The following is a 19265-nucleotide window of genomic DNA, read 5'->3' on the forward strand; positions in this document are numbered from 1 at the left end:
TACGCCCCTCATAAACAAAACCCGCGTCATCCGGTTGGATGGCGCGGGTTGGGTGTGGCCGGCAATCGATCAATGGCGGGGGTTCAGGGCATTCATGAACAACACGTTGTTTTCCAGGTGGATGTGTTGCATCAGGTCATCTTTAAACTCCAGCAACCCGCGGTAGAGTGCGCGCCAAGTGTTGCAGGCATCGGCAGGCGGGGTGATGTGATGGGTCAGGGCGAGCATCTTCTCCAGCGCTTCGCCGTGTTGATCATGTTCGAAACGCAGCACCTGGATCGGCGGTGCGGCCTGAGGACCAACGCCTTGTTGCAGCATCGGGAAGAGCACTTGTTCTTCCTTGAGCATGTGGCCTTCGAGTTCCTGCTGCATGTCTGTCAGCAGATCGGCCAAGCCGTTGGGGCAGCTGCTGCGCGCGCCATGGACCTGCTCGACGCGGCGGGCCAGACGGATCAGCTCCGGCAGTTGCTCTCGGTGGCGGGCGTGGTAGCGGGTCAGAAGGTGGGCGATCAGCAGTTCCGACGGTTCGTTGCGCCAGTCGTGCTGGGTTTCGCCGGCGTCTTGCAGAATCTGCAGGGCGTCGGCAATGAGGACCGGATCGAGGTTTTTGCCAAGGGCCGCTTCACGCAGGCTTTTATGCCCGCCGCAACAGAAGTCCAGTTTGAAGGTGTGAAAGATCCGGGTGGCACCGGGAATGTCGCAGGCCAGTTGGCCGAGGCTTTGTTCCAATAGGGGCTGGCTCATCAGGGTTCCTTGTTTGGGTTTCAACGGTTCCCCAGGCTCATTGCACCCGGCATGCCATTTTTAACGTATTGAAAAACATGGATTAATTTTTAGTTGTGGTGATATTCACCCTGATGCTTCAGGGTAAATACAACCATAGAGGGTGATGACTACCATGCTGCGAGAAAGCCTGGCGGCCGACCTGATCGTCGAGTTGCCCAATGCCGTACGGTTGCAACGACTGGTCCAGACCTTGCGCGAATACTTCAACAGTGGCGCCGTGGGCTTGCTGCGTCTGGATGACGACAGCCTCAGGCCCGTTGCGACGGTGGGGCTGGTTCATGAAGCGTTGGGGCGCCGGTTCGTCATCGCCCAGCATCCTCGGCTGGCGGCGATCATGGCGTCGCGCGAGCCGACCTGGTTCGAGCCCGATAGCCGCCTGCCGGACCCCTACGACGGCTTGCTCGACAACCATGTCGGCGAACCGCTGCCGGTGCATGACTGCATGGGCGTGAGTCTGTATGTCGAGGGGCGGATCTGGGGCGCGATCACCCTCGATGCGCTGCACGCCGGGACCTTTGACAACCGGGCGCGGGAAGAACTCAAGCGTTGCACTTTGCAGATCGAAGCCGCCGTGCGGGTCACTCGCCTGGAGCAGGAAAACCGCAGCTTGCGCCTGTCCCGCAGCGATCCCCAGGACTTGCGCATGCCCGTCGGGGAGGGCGAGATCCTTGGGCAGAGTGAGGTGTTGCATCAGTTGCTCAATGAGCTGGATGTACTGGCCGATTCCGATCTGCCGGTATTGCTGCTGGGCGAGACCGGCGTCGGCAAAGAGCTGTTCGCACGGCGCTTGCATCGTCTTTCAAGGCGCCACCACAAACCGCTGATACAGGTTAACTGCGCAGCCCTGCCGGAGTCGCTGGCAGAGAGTGAGTTGTTCGGGCATGTCAAAGGCGCCTTTTCCGGCGCCACCAGTGACCGCGCCGGACGGTTCGATGCCGCCAACGGTGGCACGCTGTTTCTCGATGAAGTGGGTGAATTGCCGTTAAGTGTGCAAGCGAAGTTGTTGCGCACCCTGCAGAACGGCGAGATCCAGCGCCTGGGCGCCGACAAGCCGTTGCACGTCGATGTACGCATCATCGCCGCCACCAACCGGCACCTGCCGGACAGCATCCGCGACGGCTTGTTTCGGGCCGATCTGTATCACCGGCTCTCGGTGTACCCGGTGCCGATTCCGGCCCTGCGCGAGCGTGGTCACGATGTGTTGATGCTGGCCGGGCATTTTCTGGAGCTCAATCGGGCGCGGCTCGGCCTGCGAGGTTTGCGTTTGTCGCCGGCGGCGGAGCGAGCCTTGCTGGCATACACTTGGCCGGGCAATGTGCGCGAACTGGAGCACGTCATCAGTCGGGCCGCGTTGAAGCAACTCAGTCGCGGGACGAGTCGCACATCGATCATGACGCTGGAACCAGAGGTTCTCGATCTCGACAGCCCGATGGCAGCACCGGGGGCAGAGGTCGAGCCATCCCGGGACATTACGGCTGATCTGCCGTTCCAGCCCTTGGGCGAAGCCGTCGACGATTACCAGCGCAAGAAGATCCTCGAGGCCCTGAGCCTGTCCGGGGACAACTGGGCCAGCGCCGCGCGGATGCTGGAAGTCGACCCCAGCAATTTGCACAAACTGGCGCGACGCCTGCGTCTGAAGTAGGTAAGGGCGCTGCCGCTTCGACCCTCGGTGTTGATGGCGGTCAAGGTGGTATCGCGCAGTGCCTCGCACACTGCGCAAAACCTTCCGGAGATCACCGTCATGCCCCTGTCCCTGGCCCAAATGCGCCGTAACTACACCCTTAATGGCCTGCAAGATGAGGCTGCGCTGGACGATCCACTGGCGATGTTCCGGCAATGGCTGCAACAGGCCCGCGACACCGAGTGCGCACCTGTCGAGGCCAATAGCATGGTGCTGGCGACGGTCGATGATGAAGGGCGGCCGCACTGCCGGGTGCTGTTGCTCAAAGGCTTGAGCGATGAAGGTTTTACTTTTTTCGGTAATTATCAGAGCGACAAGGGTCGGCAACTGGCCGCCAATCCTTATGCGGCCATGACGTTTTTCTGGCCGGGGCTGGAGCGTCAAGTGCGCATCGAAGGCCGGGTGTCCAGGCTCGACCCGCAACTCTCGGATGCATACTTCGATTCCCGCTCGATGGCCAGTCGCCTGGGCGCCTGGGCTTCACCGCAAAGCCGTCCCTTGGCCAGCCGCGCAGCGCTGGAGTCGATGCTGGCGCAAACCATTAAAGGCTTCGTCGGCCAGACCGTTTCGCGTCCTGAGTACTGGGGCGGTTATTGCCTGCACCCTGAACGTCTGGAGTTCTGGCAGGGCCGTGCCGACCGCTTGCATGACCGCCTCGATTACCGGTTGCGAGATGGTGCATGGCAACGGCGCCGCTTGGCGCCTTAAGTAGTGAGCCGAACGCAGAACCTGTGGCGAGGGGGCTTGTCGGAACGCCGCATCGCCCCGTTCGGCTGCGAAGCAGTCGTAAAACCGGTGAATGCGATCTGCCTGATACAACGCCTTTGCAGTTTCTAGGGCCGCTGCGCGCCCCAACGGGGGCAAGCCCCCTCGCCACTGGGTTGATGTCTCTGACGAGGTACCTCCTTGGAGGAATAGGCTCGTTCGCTATTCCGGTTCAGGCTTTGGGCCATACCCTCATCTACGGGAAAGCCTGGATATGGCCCATCTGACGCAACGCAGTTTCGAACCCCTGAACATTGCCGTGCTGACCATCAGCGATACGCGCACCTTTGACACCGACACTTCGGGACAGACCCTGACCGATTTGCTGCAAACCGCCGGGCATGTGTTGATCGATCGTGGCCTGGTCAAGGACGATATCTATCAGATCCGCGCAACGGTCTCCCAGTGGATCGCCGACCCTCAGGTGCAAGTCATATTGATGACTGGCGGCACCGGATTCACTGCTCGTGACAACACACCGCAAGCGGTGCTGCCACTGCTGGACAAACATGTGGAAGGCTTCGGCGAATTGTTCCGCCAGGTGTCGCTGGAAGAGATTGGCATGTCCAGCCTGCAGTCCCGGGCACTGGCCGGGATGAGCAACGGCGTACTGGTGTGCTGCGTTCCTGGTTCGCCGGGTGCCTGCCGGACCGCCTGGAACAAGATTCTGCTTGAGCAGCTGGACAGTCGCACCGGCCCATGTAACTTCGCCCCGCATCTGAAAGCGCAAGCGCAGCGGGTCATCGACGCCTGCGAGACACGCTCATGAGCGGCCGGGTGTGCGACCTCGGCAACCTGATGCCCGTGGACGAGGCCATCAGCCGTCTGCTCGACCAGGCGCCGCCACCACCCCTGGCGCAAAAGGTCCATTTGGACCAGGCCATGGGGCGGGTGCTGGCAGCGGACATTCATTGCCCGGTGAACCTGCCGGCCTGGGACAACAGTGCCATGGACGGTTATGCCCTCAGGGCGGCTGATTTGCCGCAGGCAGGTGGCTGGTTGACGATTGGCGGACGAATTGCGGCGGGGGATCAGGCGTGTTCACCCTTGCTCGCGCAACAAACGGTACAGATCTTTACCGGCGCGCCATTACCACCGGGTGCCGATACCGTGGTGCCGCAAGAGCGCTGCCGGGTCGAGGGCGAGCGCGTCTGGTTCCCGCCGGTATCCGTTGGTGATCACGTGCGCAAGGAAGGGGAGGAAGTTCGCCGCGGGCATCTGTTGCTCAAGGCCGGCAAACGCCTGCGCGCACAAGAACTGGGGTTGCTGGCCGGTGCCGGGATAGCGCGGGTCGAGGTCTATCGGCCGTTGCAGGTGTGCCTGCTCAGCAGTGGTAATGAACTGCGCGAGCCGGGTGATTCCTTGGCACCGGGGCAGATCTACAACAGCAACCGGTATTGCCTCGCGGCGTTGTTGCGCGGCTGGGGCGTCGAGGTGCATGACTATGGCGTCATGGCCGATGAGTTGGTGGCCAGCCGGCATGCCTTGAGTCTGGCGTCTTCGGAATGCGACTTGCTGTTGAGCTCTGGTGGCGTGTCGGTCGGGGAGGAAGATCACCTCAAACAGGCCATCGAGGAACTGGGCAGTGTGGATTTCTGGCGGCTGGCGATCCAGCCGGGTAAGCCATTGGCCTATGGCGAAGTGGCCGGTAAACCGTGGATCGGTATGCCGGGAAACCCGTCAGGGGCGCTGATTACCGCGTTGGTGGTGGTGCGTCCGTTCCTGCTCAGGGCCCAGGGCGTGACTGACGTGCTGCCGGTGCCGCTGGCTGTGCCTGCCGGGTTCGACTGGTTGCAGCGAAACAAGCGTCGACAATACCTGCGGGCCAGGTTGACGCCCGGCGCCGATGGCCAGTTGAGTGTGGAACTGCACCCTCAGCAAAGCTCGGCCATGTTGACCGCCGCGTGCTGGGCCGACGGGCTGGCGGTGATCGAGTGCGAGCAGCAAGTGCTCAAGCACGACAACGTGATGTTCCTGTCCTTCGCCGACCTGATGCAGTGATGGCAATTGATTGCCGTCAAGGCTGTGCCTGCCGGTCTGGCTAGACTGTGTGGCGAGGGAGCTTGCTCCCGCCGGGTCGCGAAGCGGCCCTGTTATTCAGGCCTGCTGCGCAGTCCAGCGTCGGAACGCCGCCCGGAGCAAGCTCGCTCGCCACAAGCGCATTCCAACCATGGCTGATCAGGCTCCGGACTGCGCTTTTTGATGAGGATTACCCATGCAACTGGTCTGCCCGGCAGGGAACCTGCCTGCGCTTAAAGCGGCGGTGCGCCAAGGCGCCGATGCCGTGTATGTCGGCTTTCGCGATGACACCAATGCCCGGCATTTCGCGGGGCTGAACATGGACGACAAACAGTTCGACGCTGCCGTCGCTCACATCCGCCAGCATCAACGCAAACTCTACGTCGCGGTCAACACGTACCCACAACCCAAGGGGTGGGAGCGCTGGCAACGGGCGGTGGATCGTGCCGCCGATTTCGGCGTCGATGCGCTGATCGCCGCCGACCCCGGGGTACTCGACTATGCCAGTCAGCGTCACCCGCAATTGGCCTTGCATCTGTCGGTTCAGGGTTCGGCAACCCATGCCGCGGCGCTGGAATTTTATGCGCAGCGCTACGGCATTCGTCGCGCGGTATTGCCGCGGGTGTTGTCGTTGGCGCAGGTACGTCAAGTCGCCGCCAGCAGCCCGGTGCCCATCGAGGTCTTTGGCTTCGGCAGCTTGTGCATCATGGCCGAAGGCCGTTGCCACCTGTCTTCCTACATTACCGGTGAGTCGCCGAACCTGTGCGGTGTCTGTTCGCCAGCCAAAGCCGTGCGTTGGAGCGAGGACGCCGAAGGCTTGAGCGCGCGCCTCAGCGAAGTGCTGATTGATCGCTATACCCCTGACGAATCGGCCGGTTACCCGACCTTGTGCAAAGGCCGTTTTCTGGTCGATGGCAAACGCTTTCATGCGCTGGAGGAGCCCACCAGCCTCGACACCCTGGACTTGCTCCCGGAATTGACGGCCATCGGCGTCGAAGCGGTGAAAATCGAGGGCCGCCAACGCAGCCCGGCGTATGTCGAACAAGTCACCCGGGTCTGGCGCGCGGCACTGGACGCTCACCGTGGCGCGCCAGGCAGTTTTCGGGTCAAGGAAGAATGGCGTCAGGTGCTGGCCGGTTTGTCCGAAGGCAGCCAGACCACTCTGGGCGCTTATCATCGATCATGGCAATGAGGGACGCGACATGAAGCTCAGCCTGGGACCGGTCCTGTTTTATTGGGACAAAGAGCAACTCAGCAACTTTTACGCCGACATGTCGACCTTGCCCCTGGACGTGATTTATCTAGGGGAAACCGTGTGCTCCAAACGCCGGGCCTTTTCCCTGGATCAATGGCTGGGGCTGGGGCGCGAGTTACAGGAATGCAGCCCGGCACAGTTGGTGCTTTCCAGCCTGACGCTGATCGAGGCTGCCTCCGAACTCTCCAGCCTGCGCCGGCTGTGCGACAACGGCGAGTTGTTGGTGGAGGCCAACGACATGGGCGCGGTGCAATTCCTGGCCGAACGCAAGTTACCTTTCGTGGGCGGCCCGGCGCTCAATCTGTACAACGGCCACTCATTGGCACAATTACTCGACAGCGGAATGACCCGCTGGGTGCCGCCCGTGGAGTGTTCGGCGGCCCTTATCAGCGACGTGATCGGGCAGGTGCGTGAATTGGGTCGTGCAGTGCCGGAAGTTGAAATCTTCGCCTATGGGCATCTGCCGTTGGCCTATTCCGCCCGCTGCTTCACTGCCCGTGCAGAAAACCGACCCAAGGACGACTGCCGGTTCTGCTGCATCAACTACCCCGATGGCCTGGCGCTGACCAGCCAGGAAGGGCAGGCGCTGTTCACCCTTAACGGTATTCAAACGATGTCGGCCGAGGTGACCAATCTGCTGGCCGATTACGCCGGACTGGTGGCCTGCGGTGCCGATCTGTTGCGCTTGAGCCCTCGTGCTCAGGGCATGGACGAAGTGATCGCGGCCTATCAACGGGTTCGTCTGGGCGAGACACCGCCGTTGTTCGTCGAAGGTTGCAATGGCTATTGGCATGGCCAGGCCGGCATGCTGCGCGTCGAGGAGGTTGGTCTGTGCTGAATCGAAAGAAGTGGCTGTTGAAAGGTGCCGACCGGTTGTTGCCACTGGTGCGCCGGGTGCCTTTTGCCGTGCAGCGCCTGGCGTTGCAGCAGGCGCTGAATCGCTGCCTCGCCGAGCCATTGCGCGAGGGCGAGTTCGAAGTGCTGCGCGGGCGCTGGCTGTGCTTGCGGATTCCGGACCTGGGTTTGTCCTGGTACCTGACACTCAGTCGTCAGGGCTTGCGGATTGCCGAGCGCGCTACGGCGAACGTGACCATCAGCGGCAACTGGCGCGAATTTTTATTGCTGGCCAGCCGTCAGGAAGATCCCGACACGTTATTCTTTCGCCGGCGGCTGGTCATCGAGGGTGATACCGAACTGGGTCTGGCGCTGAAGAACCTGATCGACAGCCTTGACCCCGACGTTCTGCCTGTGTGGTTGTGGCGCAATCTGGAGCGGGCGGGGAAGGGCTTGGCGGCGGGGTAATCGATATTGCTTGATGCCGAGCGCGAAAAACCTGGGCTCTTGAAAATAAAAACCCCGCCGAGGCGGGGTCTTTAATCACACTCGTTTTGTCGCAGAATCGTAGACCTCTTCGTCTCGGCGAGCACCAACGCACAAAACCAAAACGATTTCAGTACCGTTCACGCGATAAACGATGCGCACATCACCTGTCCTTATCCGGCGGTACCCGGACAAGGCTCCCCGAAGGGGTTTACCGATCTTGTCGGGTTCTCCTGAAACGATGCGCTCCCGAATGACCTTCAGAATACGTTTCGCTTCGGCGCTTCCGAGCTGTTTGAGATCATCTTCTACAGCAGGGTGAAATCGAACATTCCAATTCATCTGCATTTGCCTAACTAAAGCGAGCCTCCATATCTTCAAGGCTCACTGTGACTGTATTGTCGAGGCTGTGCAGGCGTTCGATGGCTAGTAGTTCTGAGCGCAGATCTTCAAGTTCGTCCTGCAGCGCTTGGTAGGCGTTTACGCCCACTAATACCGCTGCGGGTTCGTTGTCCTTGAATATCACCAGGTGGGTTACCTCCCCGCTGGCGATGTCCTTCAATCGCGCTCCAAAACTACGTGCCATAGCCGTGGCAGACACTGCCTGCTCAGCTCGGTCTAGGAGTGCACTCATGTCATTTATCTCGTCAGTTCAGTTGTCAGTTCAGTCGTCAGCTCAGTCGTCAGGAAACGTTGAGTGCCGCTACCTGCGAAGTATTGCGTATGATTATGCGTAAGACAATGCGTTTTTTATTGCGCACTGACTAGCGGTCGCCACGGCCAATGGGTGTTCTTTTAAAGCGCAGCTAAACATCTTTATCGAACACCCTCGGCGGCTTCCAGGTGGGCTAACGCTAAGTCGAGGATATCTCAGGCCTGCAATTGCTCAACTGTGGGGGGCTTGCCCGCTCCCACAGGTTTTCCGTTGTTCTTCAGACTATCCTTTCCTGCCGGTTTCTGTGCTGCCGGGCATCACTGGCAATCAATTGCCTGATCCCTTCAAACAACTCATCACTCTGCGCCTGTGTGCAGTCCTCGCCATAGCGTTTGCGCAGCCCGTAATGGCTGAGAATCAGGTGCACGTCGGCGTGCAGGCCATGTTGCTTGAGGCAGTTCTCGACGCATTGCAGCGGGCAGCCGTCCAGTGCGAATATCCGGCGCCCCGAGCGCGCTTTGTTGACCAGCGCTGCCACATGCCCGCCGACACCAACGATGCAGGACATTTCAGCCAGACCACTGCGATCCAGGCGCACGGCCAGGGTATTGGCCAGTTGGGCGACGTTGGAGCAGCCTGAGCAGGAGTAAACCAAAGGCAGGGTTGAATGGGGCATTTGCATTCTCCGTGGATGGGCTCTGTCAGTGTGCAAGAGGTGTGGCAGGGCGCCTTGATAACGGTCAATTCCGGCTATTGGAAAGCGGCCAGTTCCTCTTCAGCGAGGATGCTGATGTGGCGTCGTTCCATGGCAATCAGGCCGCTTTCCACCAGGCGATGCAGTATCCGCGAAAAGGTTTCCGGCTGAATTCCTAGCTTCGACGCCACCAGGCGTTTGGACATCTGCAAGACAATCTGGCCGGTCACCGGGTGGCGTTCCTGGAACAGGAAATTGATCACCCGACGGCTCGCACTGGCCATGGTCAAGGTATCGATGTCGCGCAGACGCAGGTGCAGGTGAACGCTCATGCTCGCCAGGATGGCCAGGCAGACTTTTGGCTGGTCCTCCAGGGCATTGCGGTAATGGTTGCCGTCGATGCTCACCAGCACGCTGTCCTTCAGCGCGGTGGCGCTCACTGGATACAGACGAGCCTGGCTGAATAACAAGGCTTCGGCAAAAGTCTGGCCGGGCTGAATGATCTCCACCAGGTTCTCCTGGCCTTCGCCGGTGAGCCGGTACAACTTGACCTGGCCGCTGACCAGCAGGAAAAAGCGCCTGGCCGGATCCCCTTGATGCATGAGCGTACTGTGACAACTCAGGCGCTTGAGCATGGCCAGGCTGCAGACTTCCTCGAAGACTTTCTCCGGCAGTTGGCTGAACAGATGATGACGGCGCAACGTTAAAACGATGGAAGGGTGAGTCAGCATGGCGTACCTCCGCTGACGACCATAGTAGAGAGCGCAGGCTCGATGACCTATGCCTCTGCAGGCCTACCTCCAAAGAGGAATGCCCGTCAGCCGGCGTTGCGCAGATGTTCCATGGCCCACACCGCCGCCTCTACTCGTGAGCGCAAGCCGAGTTTGTGCAACAGGTTTTTGACGTGAACCTTGACCGTGCCTTCGGTGATGCCCAGCTTGTGCCCGATGACCTTGTTGCTGAAGCCGCTGGCGATGGTTTTCAGCACCTGACGCTCACGCTCGGTCAGTTCCACCACGGCCTGACGCGCAGGAGCACGCAGTGCTTGCGCCATGACTTGGGTCAGTCCCGGGCTGATCACCAGCGCGCCGTTCAGGGCATCGCGGATGTACTGAATCAACAGTTCGGGCTCCATGTCCTTGAGCAGATAGCCGTCGGCATCCAGGCGCAGGGCATCGCGAATATCGTCTTCGGCGTCCGACACCGTAAACAGCAGGACTTTGCCGGTGTAGTGCATGGCTCGTAGTCGGCGCAGGGTTTCGATGCCATTCATTTGCGGCATGTTGTTGTCGAGCAAAACCAGATCCGGTTGAAGCGGCTCAATGAGACTGAGTGCTTCTTCACCCTGGCTGGCTTCGCCGACGATCAGGAAATCATCTTCGAGTTCGAGCATCTGGCGAATGCCGTGACGCATCATCGGGTGATCGTCTACCAGCAGGATTTTGTGTTGTGGGGACAGGGTCATGTGGCGCTACCTTCTGTTTGCTGCCCGAGAAACTCCGGGTGGAATTCCAGTTGGACACGGGTGCCTTGGGGCTCCCTGGAAAATATCTGCAGTTGGCCGCGCAAGCTGCGAGCCCGCTCATCCATGATATTCAGGCCGTGGTGCTCGCGTTGATCGACGTTGCCACTGAACCCACGCCCGTCGTCTTCGACCGACAACCTGACGGTCTCGCCATCCTGGCGCAGTTGCAGCCAGGCGTTTTGCGCATGGGCGTGGCGCAGGCAGTTGGAGAGCGCCTCGCGGGTGATCTGCAAAATGTGGATTTGTTCGCTGGCCGATAGCTGAAAGGCCAGCGTGTCGACGTGCAGGTGCACCTGGAACTCTCCGCGACGGGAAAACTCCTCGGCCGTGTCCTTGAGTTCCTGTACCAGTCCCGCGTCGTGAATCTGCAAGCGAAACGTGGTCAGCAACTCGCGCAACTGGCGGTAGGCATTGTTCAGTCCCTCGCGCAATTCGCTGGTGACGGTTTCCAGGGTCTGGACCGGTTCGCCGCGGCGCATCAGGGTCTGCATGCGGCTGACTTGCAGCTTCATGTAGGACAGGGCCTGGGCCAGTGAATCGTGCAGCTCGCGGGCGATGATCGTGCGTTCTTCGAGCAGTAGCAGGCGATGATCCTGTTCCCGTTGACGCTTGAGCGAGAGCGAGGTGCCGATCAGATTGGCCAGGGCCTGGATCAGTTGGGTTTCCCAGGCTTGCATGGGGTGCCCGTCGACAAAGTGCGCCTTGAGCTCCCCCAGTTCACTGCCCTGGTTGCTGATGCTGAAGATTTGCGGGTTGGTTTTAGGGTGTCTCTGGCACGTGGCGCAGTCGCTACTGGCGCAGACTTCCCGGATGTTTGCGCCATGCAGGGCGAGCAACTGCTGGGCCGGTGCCTGCATTTGTCCTTGCAGGCACAGCGACAGGCGCAAGCCGGGCAGGCGTTGCTGGAAGCGTCGAATCAACTCATCCAGGCCTTCGACATTGGCCAGGCGTGTGGCCAGGCTTCGGCTGCTTTGATACAGAAGCTCCAGGGCCGCGTTGGCTTGTTGCAGGTTCAGGGTTTTTTGCTGGACCTGACTTTCCAGGGTGCGATGCGACTCCTCGATCGTCTCGGCCATGGTGTTGAAACTCATGGCCAACTGGCCCAGCTCATCCTCGGACTGATGGTTGACCCGCACCTTGAAGTCGCCGCGACGAAAGCGCTGGGTTGCATCCACCAACTCCTTCAAAGGGGTAACGACGCCGTACTGCAGTTCGTAGAGCCCGAGCAGCAGGACGATCATGGTGGTGAACAGGGCCAGGCCCTGGATCGCCTGTTGCCAGCCTTGCTTTTGTTCGCTTTGGCGCTGCAACAGATCGACGAACTGGTTCAGTTGCTCAACGAAGGACTGGGCCTGGGCCTGAAAGGCTGCCGCATCGCCGCGCTCCAGTGCCGGACGCAAATCCTCATTCCAGTGTTGCTGGATTTGCCCATAGCTGAGTTGCAATGCGGTGGGCGGGCCATCTTCCAGTACCGCTTTGAGAGAGTGGCTGTCCAAGCGGTTTTGCAGGCTGTCGATGATGGCGGTGATTTCTTCGTCGGCAACGCCAGCGGCGAGTTTCCAGCTCAGGTGATAGGTCTCCATGCGCACCGAGCCTGCGGTGTTGATGGCAGCGGCATCGCCCTGGCTGAACCAGGCGATCAGCCCGGCGCTCAATGAACTGGCGAGCGCCAGCACGGCGATCAGGATCACCGCCAGCCCGGCGCGAGCGGGCAGGGAGCTGCGCAACCAGCGGATCATCGGCGCAGGTCCGGGAAAACGATAAAAAAACAGAGCATGCACGTTCCAGCGTGGGGTTTTGCCGCCGTTCCTGGGCGAGCTACCTCTAAAGAGTTGTCGACAGTTCCTTGTCGGCAAAAGCGTGGGTTAAAACCCTTAACAAGCTGATAAATAAAGGTTTTTAATGTTTTCTTGCACTACCTCCTTGGAGGTAGGCGGGCTAAGCATAGGCTTAGGCCCTCATGGGCATCGTTGACCTGGGTCAAGTTTTTGCGGGGTTTGCCTCTCTAGTCTGCCGCCATGGCTAATTGACGGGAGAGCATTGTGAACCAACCGCGTGTACGACAAGGCTTGGTGCTGGGCATGAGCACGCTGGCCTTCACTGTGTGCTTCATGGTCTGGATGATGTTTGCCGTGCTCGGAGTGCCGATCAAGGAACTGCTCCAGCTCAACGAAACCCAATTCGGCCTGCTGGCCGCGACCCCAGTGCTGACCGGCTCGCTGGTGCGTTTGCCGCTGGGTTTGCTGACCGACCGCTTTGGCGGGCGCAGCGTGTTTTTCCTGCTGATGCTGACCTGCGTCACGCCGCTGTACTTGATCAGTCACGCCACCGCCTACTGGCAGTTCCTGGTACTGGGTTTGTTCGTCGGCCTGGCCGGTGGCTCGTTTTCCGTGGGGATTGCCTACGTCGCCAAATGGTTCGACAAGGAGAACCAGGGCTTCGCCATGGGCATCTTCGGTGCCGGTAACGCCGGGTCGGCGGTGACCAAGTTCCTGGCCCCGGCGCTGATCGCCGCCGGCAGCTGGCAGCTGGTGCCGAAAGTCTTCAGTGCGATCTTGTTTATCACTGCGCTGCTGTTCTGGTTCCTGACCTCAGAAAACAAGGGCCACCGCAGTGCCACTGGCGCCAGCTTGCGTGAGCAACTGCGCTCGCTGAAGGATCCTGCGGTGTGGCGCTATTGCCAGTACTACTCGATCGTCTTCGGCGGTTACGTCGCCCTGGCCCTGTGGATGACCAAGTACTACGTGCAGGAATACGGTTTCAGCTTGCAAAGCGCGGCGCTGCTGGCGGCCTGCTTCTCCCTGCCTGGCGGCGTACTGCGTGCCGTCGGCGGCTGGATGTCGGATCGCTGGGGTGCGCAAAGCGTGACCTGGTGGGTGTTGTGGGTCAGCTGGATCTGCCTGTTCCTGCTCTCGTATCCCCAGACCCAACTGCAAGTGCAGACCATCGATGGCCCGCTGGATTTCCACATTGGCCTGAGCCCAGCGTTGTTCACCGTGCTGCTGTTCGTCATGGGCATCGCCTTCGCATTCGGCAAGGCCTCGGTTTTCAAATACATCGCCAATGACTACCCGAAAAACATGGGCGCGGTGTCCGGCATCGTCGGCCTGGCGGGTGGCCTGGGCGGTTTTGTGCTGCCGATCCTGTTCGGCGCCCTGGTGGACCTCACCGGCGTGCGCTCTTCCTGCTTCATGTTGATGTACGGCGTGGTCTGGGTCTCCCTCACCTGGATGTACTTCAGCGAAATTCGCAAAAGCCCGGTGCTTGGTAAAGAGCCGCTGCTGATTCCGTCCCCGATTTCCAGCATTGCCCAAGGAGAAGAACATGTCCGTTCTGCAAACGCCTGACAAAGGCCCGGTCATTCATGACTGGCGCCCCGAGGACCCCGCGTTCTGGGGAAGTAGCGGCAAACAGACCGCCACTCGCAACTTGTGGATTTCCATTCCGGCGCTGTTGTTGGCCTTTGCGGTGTGGATGGTCTGGAGCACGGTGATTGTGCGGTTGAACGCCATCGGCTTCAGCTTCACCACTGACCAACTGTTCTGGCTGGCGGCGTTGCCGGGGCTGTCCGGTGCGACCTTGCGGGTCTTCTATTCCTTTATGGTGCCGATCTTCGGCGGCCGGCGCTGGACTGCCCTGAGCACCGCGTCGCTGCTGTTGCCATCGATCTGGATGGGCTTCGCCGTGCAGGACCCGAGCACCTCCTACAGCGTGTTCGTGTTGATTGCCTTGCTCTGCGGTTTCGGTGGCGGCAACTTCGCCTCGAGCATGTCCAACATCAGCTTCTTCTATCCCAAGTCCCAGCAGGGTACGGCCCTTGGCCTCAACGCCGGACTGGGCAACCTGGGCGTCTCGGTGATGCAGTTCTGTGTGCCGCTGGTGATTACCTTCGGTGTGTTCGGCTTCATGGGCGGCTCGTCGCAAGCGTTGCCGGACGGCGGTCAATTGTGGCTGCAGAACGCCGGCTTCATCTGGGTTCCATTTATCGTCCTGGTGACGGTGTTGGCCTGGTTCGGCATGAATGACTTGTCCAGCGCCCGGGCCTCGTTCAGCGAACAGGCAGTGATCTTCAAGCGCAAGCACAACTGGCTGATGTGCTGGTTGTATCTGGCGACTTTCGGTTCGTTCATCGGGTTTTCCGCCGCGTTTCCGCTGCTGATCAAAACCTCCTTTCCGGATGTCATCGCCTTGAAATTCGCCTTCCTTGGCCCATTGGTCGGTGCCTTGGTACGGCCATTGGGTGGCTGGCTGGCGGACAAGCTCGGTGGCGCGAAAGTGACCCTGTGGAACTTCGTGGCGATGATCGCGATGGTCTTCGGCGTGATGCACTTCTTGCCGCAGAACGGCGTGGGCGGCAGCTTCTACGGCTTCCTCGGCCTGTTCATGCTGCTGTTCATCACCACTGGCGTGGGCAACGGCTCCACCTTCCGGATGATCCCGGTGATCTTCCGCACGCAGCACGAAAAAGCCTCGGCCGGGAAATCGCCAGCCGTGCGCGAACAGGCGCTCAAGGATGCCGGCAAAGAGTCGGCCGCCGTCCTGGGTTTCAGTTCAGCCATGGGCGCCTTCGGTGCGTTCTTCATTCCCAAATCCTTCGGCACTTCGATGGCCCAGACCGGCGGCCCTGAGATGGCTTTCTACATGTTCGTCGGCTTTTACCTGAGCTGCATCGTCGTGACCTGGTGGTGGTACGCGCGCAAAGGCGCCGCAACCCCCTGCTAAGCCGACCCGAATCCAACCATTGCGTGGGCGGGGCACAGAACCCCGCAGCAAGCCTGAGAGGACACACCGTGAGTCATTTACTGGATCAACTGCGGTTTTTCAATCGCAAGCAAAACGAGTTTTCCGATGGTCATGGAGAGACTCGCAAAGAGTCTCGCGACTGGGAGAACGTCTACCGTTCGCGCTGGCAGTACGACAAGATCGTGCGTTCCACCCACGGGGTGAACTGCACCGGCTCCTGCTCGTGGAAAATCTACGTCAAGAACGGCCTGATCACCTGGGAAACCCAGCAGACCGACTACCCGCGTACCCGCAACGATCTGCCAAACCATGAGCCCCGTGGTTGCCCGCGTGGCGCCAGTTACAGCTGGTACATCTACAGCGCCAACCGCCTCAAGTATCCGAAAATCCGCAAGCCGTTGCTCAAGCTCTGGCGAGAGGCGCGGCAGACCATGGCGCCGGTGGAAGCCTGGGCCAGCATCGTCGAGAACAAGGCCAAGGCCGACTCCTATAAAAGCAAGCGCGGCATGGGGGGCTTCATTCGTTCGAGCTGGGATGAAGTCAACGAGATCATCGCCGCGTCCAACGTCTACACCATCAAGACGTACGGCCCCGACCGGGTCGTCGGCTTCTCGCCAATCCCTGCGATGTCGATGGTCAGCTACGCCGCCGGCGCGCGTTACCTGTCGCTGATCGGTGGCGCCTGCCTGAGCTTCTACGACTGGTACTGCGACTTGCCTCCAGCCTCGCCGATGGTGTGGGGCGAGCAGACCGACGTGCCGGAATCGGCCGACTGGTACAACTCCAACTACATCATTGCCTGGGGCTCCAACGTTCCGCAGACCCGTACCCCCGACGCGCACTTCTTCACCGAAGTTCGCTACAAGGGCACCAAGACCGTGGCGATCACTCCGGACTACTCGGAAGTCGCCAAGCTCACCGACCTGTGGCTCAACCCTAAACAGGGTACTGACGCGGCGCTGGCCCAGGCGTTCAACCATGTGATCTTCAAAGAGTTCCACCTGGACAAGCCGAGCGCTTATTTCACCGACTACGCCAAGCGCTTCACCGACTTGCCGGTGCTGGTACTGCTCAAGCAAATGGTCGACAAGGCACCGGGCGCCGGCTACCAGCCGGACCGTTTCTTGCGCGCCTCGGACCTTACCGACAACCTCGGCCAGGACAACAACCCTGAATGGAAAACCATCGCCCTGGATGCCAACGGCGAGCTGGTGTCGCCGCAGGGCTCCATCGGTTATCGCTGGGGTGAGAAGGGCAAGTGGAACATCCTGCCTCGCGAGGGCGGCGAAGGTCGTGAGATCGACCTGAAACTCAGCCTGATCGGTGAAGACGTCGCCGAAGTGGCGTTCCCGTACTTTGCCGGTGAATCGCAAGAGCACTTCCAGCACGTGGCCGGCGATGCCGTGCAATACCGCCGTGTGCCGGTGCACAGCGTGGTGCTGGCGGACGGCAGCGTGGCCAAGGTGGCTACCGTGTTCGACCTGTCGGCCGCCAACCTGGCGATCGACCGTGGCCTGGGTGGTGCCAACGTTGCCAAGGATTACAACGACGCAAGCGTACCCGGCACCCCGGCCTGGCAGGAGCAGATCACGGGCGTCAGCCGCGAGAAAGCGATTCAGATCGCCCGTGAGTTCGCCGATAACGCCGACAAGACCCGTGGCCGCTCGATGATCATCGTTGGCGCGGCGATGAACCACTGGTACCACATGGACATGAACTACCGCGGGCTGATCAACATGCTCATGCTCTGCGGGTGTGTCGGTCAGACCGGTGGTGGTTGGGCGCACTACGTCGGCCAGGAAAAACTCCGTCCGCAGTGCGGCTGGCTGCCGCTGGCGTTCGGCCTGGACTGGAACCGTCCGCCACGCCAGATGAACGGCACCAGCTTCTTCTACGCGCACAGCTCGCAATGGCGCCACGAAAAAATGAGCATGCACGATGTGCTCTCGCCATTGGCCGACAAGTCGCAATTCCCCGAACATGCGCTGGACTACAACATCCGCGCCGAACGCGCCGGCTGGTTGCCAAGCGCTCCGCAACTCAACACCAACCCGCTGAACATCTGCCGCGATGCTGCCGCCGCCGGCATGGACCCCAAAGACTACGTGGTCAAGTCGTGGCAGGACGGTTCGCTGCGTTTTGCCTGCGAACAGCCGGACAGCCCGGTGAACTTCCCGCGCAACATGTTCATCTGGCGTTCCAACCTGCTGGGCTCCTCGGGCAAGGGCCACGAGTACATGCTCAAGTATCTGCTCGGCACCAAGAACGGGGTGATGAACGAAGACATCGGCCAGGTCGGCGATTGCAAGCCCGAAGAAGCCGAATGGGTGGACGAGGGCGCGATCGGCAAGCTCGATCTGGTCACCACCCTGGACTTCCGCATGTCCTCGACCTGCGTCTATTCCGACATCGTGTTGCCGACCGCAACCTGGTACGAAAAAGACGACATGAACACCTCGGACATGCACCCGTTCATTCACCCGTTGTCGGCTGCGATCGACCCGGCGTGGGAATCGCGTTCCGACTGGGAGATCTACAAAGGCATCGCCAAGGCGTTTTCCGCCATGTCCGAAGGGCACCTGGGCGTCGAGAAGGACCTGGTGACCGTGCCGTTGATGCACGACAGCGTGGGCGAACTGGCCCAACCGTTTGGCGGCACCGACTGGAAAACCGCCGGCGTGGCCCCGGTGCCGGGCAAGAACGCGCCGAACCTGCAAGTGGTAGAGCGTGATTACACCAACATCTACAAGCAGTTCACTTCGCTGGGTCCATTGCTGGAGAAACACGGCAACGGCGGCAAGGGCATCAACTGGAACACCGACAAGGAAGTGAAATTCCTTGGCGAGCTCAACCATCACGAAACCGCTGCCGGTATCAGTCAGGGTCGGCCGAAAATCGACACGGCCATCGATGCCGCAGAAGTGATCCTGTCCCTGGCCCCGGAAACCAACGGCCATGTGGCGGTCAAGGCCTGGGCTGCGCTGTCGGAATTCACCGGCATCGACCACAGCCACCTGGCGTTGTCCAAGGCCCACGAGGCGATTCGTTTCCGCGACATTCAGGCGCAGCCGCGCAAGATCATTTCCAGCCCGACCTGGTCGGGGCTCGAGGACGAGCACGTCAGCTACAACGCCGGCTACACCAACGTCCATGAAGACATCCCATGGCGCACCATCACCGGTCGCCAGCAGTTCTACCAGGATCACCCGTGGATGCAGGCGTTCGGCGAGCAGTTCATGAACTACCGGCCACCGGTCAACACCCGGACCATCGCCGGGGTGAAAGGCAAGCGCAGCAATGGCGAGACTGAAATCGTCCTGAACTGGATCACCCCGCACCAGAAATGGGGTATCCACAGTACCTACACCGACAACCTGCTGATGCTGACCTTGAGCCGTGGCGGCCCGATTGTCTGGCTCTCGGAGAACGACGCCAAGAGCGCGAACATCGAGGACAACGACTGGGTCGAGTGCTTCAACGCCAACGGTGCATTGACCGCACGAGCGGTGGTCAGCCAGCGCGTCAAGGACGGCATGGTGATCATGTACCACGCCCAGGAACGGATCGTGAACGTGCCTGGTTCGGAAACTACCAAGACCCGTGGCGGCCACCACAACTCGGTGACCCGCGTGGTGCTCAAGCCGACCCACATGATCGGCGGCTATGCCCAGCAGGCCTACGGTTTCAACTACTACGGCACCGTCGGTTGCAACCGCGACGAGTTTGTCGTGGTGCGCAAAATGTCCAAAGTTGACTGGCTCGATGGCACAGACGGCGATGCCTTGCCGCGTCCACTGCCGACCGACATCGAGGAGAACTGAG

17 protein-coding genes are annotated in these 19265 nt (G+C 60.7%); 10 read left to right on the plus strand and 7 right to left on the minus strand.

What is annotated here, in order from left to right; translation table 11 throughout:
* Positions 1–69 precede the first annotated feature (69 nt).
* Complete coding sequence (gene ytfE / locus ACEN9A_RS11995; RefSeq protein ID WP_258673694.1) at positions 70–744, minus strand: iron-sulfur cluster repair protein YtfE; 675 nt, start codon at positions 742–744, stop codon at positions 70–72.
* Between the two features lie 154 nt (positions 745–898).
* Here ytfE and norR point away from each other — a divergent pair, with 154 nt between their 5' ends.
* The 7 genes from norR to ubiT all read left to right on the plus strand — a co-directional run bounded on the left by norR (position 899) and on the right by ubiT (position 7808).
* The gene (norR, locus tag ACEN9A_RS12000) at positions 899–2428 is read left to right on the plus strand and encodes a nitric oxide reductase transcriptional regulator NorR (RefSeq protein WP_258674173.1); all 1530 of its coding nucleotides are present in this window, start codon (positions 899–901) and stop codon (positions 2426–2428) included.
* Positions 2429–2527: 99 nt separating this feature from the next.
* Positions 2528–3175, plus strand: a complete 648-nt coding sequence (pdxH, locus tag ACEN9A_RS12005) for a pyridoxamine 5'-phosphate oxidase (RefSeq protein WP_258673697.1) — start codon at positions 2528–2530, stop codon at positions 3173–3175.
* A gap of 271 nt (positions 3176–3446) precedes the next feature.
* Complete coding sequence (moaB, locus tag ACEN9A_RS12010; RefSeq protein WP_019649072.1) at positions 3447–4001, plus strand: molybdenum cofactor biosynthesis protein B; 555 nt, start codon at positions 3447–3449, stop codon at positions 3999–4001.
* Complete coding sequence (locus tag ACEN9A_RS12015; protein ID WP_258673700.1) at positions 3998–5233, plus strand: molybdopterin molybdotransferase MoeA; 1236 nt, start codon at positions 3998–4000, stop codon at positions 5231–5233. The genes moaB and ACEN9A_RS12015 overlap by 4 nt, the downstream gene beginning before the upstream one ends.
* 214 nt (positions 5234–5447) lie before the next feature.
* Positions 5448–6443: a ubiquinone anaerobic biosynthesis protein UbiU gene (ubiU, locus tag ACEN9A_RS12020; protein WP_064617223.1), complete on the plus strand. Its 996-nt coding sequence runs from the start codon at positions 5448–5450 to the stop codon at positions 6441–6443.
* 10 nt (positions 6444–6453) lie between these two features.
* Complete coding sequence (locus ACEN9A_RS12025) at positions 6454–7344, plus strand: U32 family peptidase (protein ID WP_019649069.1); 891 nt, start codon at positions 6454–6456, stop codon at positions 7342–7344.
* Positions 7338–7808 (plus strand): ubiquinone anaerobic biosynthesis accessory factor UbiT, encoded by a 471-nt coding sequence (ubiT, locus tag ACEN9A_RS12030; RefSeq protein ID WP_258673701.1) that lies wholly within the window; start codon positions 7338–7340, stop codon positions 7806–7808. Before ACEN9A_RS12025 ends, ubiT begins: the two co-directional genes overlap by 7 nt.
* 75 nt (positions 7809–7883) lie before the next feature.
* Here the strand turns inward: ubiT and ACEN9A_RS12035 are convergent, their stop codons facing one another.
* The 6 genes from ACEN9A_RS12035 to ACEN9A_RS12060 all read right to left on the minus strand — a co-directional run bounded on the left by ACEN9A_RS12035 (position 7884) and on the right by ACEN9A_RS12060 (position 12439).
* The gene (locus ACEN9A_RS12035; protein WP_026345804.1) at positions 7884–8168 is read right to left on the minus strand and encodes a type II toxin-antitoxin system RelE family toxin; all 285 of its coding nucleotides are present in this window, start codon (positions 8166–8168) and stop codon (positions 7884–7886) included.
* A 10-nt stretch (positions 8169–8178) separates the two neighbouring features.
* Positions 8179–8412, minus strand: coding sequence for a type II toxin-antitoxin system Phd/YefM family antitoxin (locus ACEN9A_RS12040; protein WP_026345803.1), 234 nt, complete (start codon positions 8410–8412; stop codon positions 8179–8181).
* Between the two features lie 346 nt (positions 8413–8758).
* The gene (locus ACEN9A_RS12045; RefSeq protein ID WP_258673703.1) at positions 8759–9157 is read right to left on the minus strand and encodes a putative zinc-binding protein; all 399 of its coding nucleotides are present in this window, start codon (positions 9155–9157) and stop codon (positions 8759–8761) included.
* A 74-nt stretch (positions 9158–9231) separates the two neighbouring features.
* The gene (locus ACEN9A_RS12050; RefSeq protein WP_019649064.1) at positions 9232–9906 is read right to left on the minus strand and encodes a Crp/Fnr family transcriptional regulator; all 675 of its coding nucleotides are present in this window, start codon (positions 9904–9906) and stop codon (positions 9232–9234) included.
* An 86-nt stretch (positions 9907–9992) separates the two neighbouring features.
* Positions 9993–10640 (minus strand): two-component system response regulator NarL, encoded by a 648-nt coding sequence (narL, locus tag ACEN9A_RS12055; protein WP_028940874.1) that lies wholly within the window; start codon positions 10638–10640, stop codon positions 9993–9995.
* A complete protein-coding gene (locus ACEN9A_RS12060; protein ID WP_413386541.1) occupies positions 10637–12439 on the minus strand; it encodes a HAMP domain-containing protein in 1803 nt (600 codons plus the stop codon). Before ACEN9A_RS12060 ends, narL begins: the two co-directional genes overlap by 4 nt.
* A 303-nt stretch (positions 12440–12742) precedes the next feature.
* On the opposite strand from ACEN9A_RS12060, the gene ACEN9A_RS12065 reads away from it, so the two are divergent.
* The 3 genes from ACEN9A_RS12065 (at position 12743) to ACEN9A_RS12075 (ending at position 19264) form a co-directional block, all read left to right on the plus strand.
* Positions 12743–14047 carry an MFS transporter gene (locus ACEN9A_RS12065; RefSeq protein WP_019649061.1) on the plus strand — a complete coding sequence of 435 codons (1305 nt, stop codon included), beginning with the start codon at positions 12743–12745 and terminating at the stop codon, positions 14045–14047.
* Positions 14025–15422 carry a NarK family nitrate/nitrite MFS transporter gene (locus tag ACEN9A_RS12070; protein ID WP_258673705.1) on the plus strand — a complete coding sequence of 466 codons (1398 nt, stop codon included), beginning with the start codon at positions 14025–14027 and terminating at the stop codon, positions 15420–15422. Before ACEN9A_RS12065 ends, ACEN9A_RS12070 begins: the two co-directional genes overlap by 23 nt.
* A gap of 68 nt (positions 15423–15490) precedes the next feature.
* A complete protein-coding gene (locus ACEN9A_RS12075) occupies positions 15491–19264 on the plus strand; it encodes a nitrate reductase subunit alpha (protein WP_019649059.1) in 3774 nt (1257 codons plus the stop codon).
* The last annotated feature ends 1 nt before the right edge of the window (position 19265 follow it).

The organism is Pseudomonas sp. Pseusp18 (assembly GCF_059506005.1).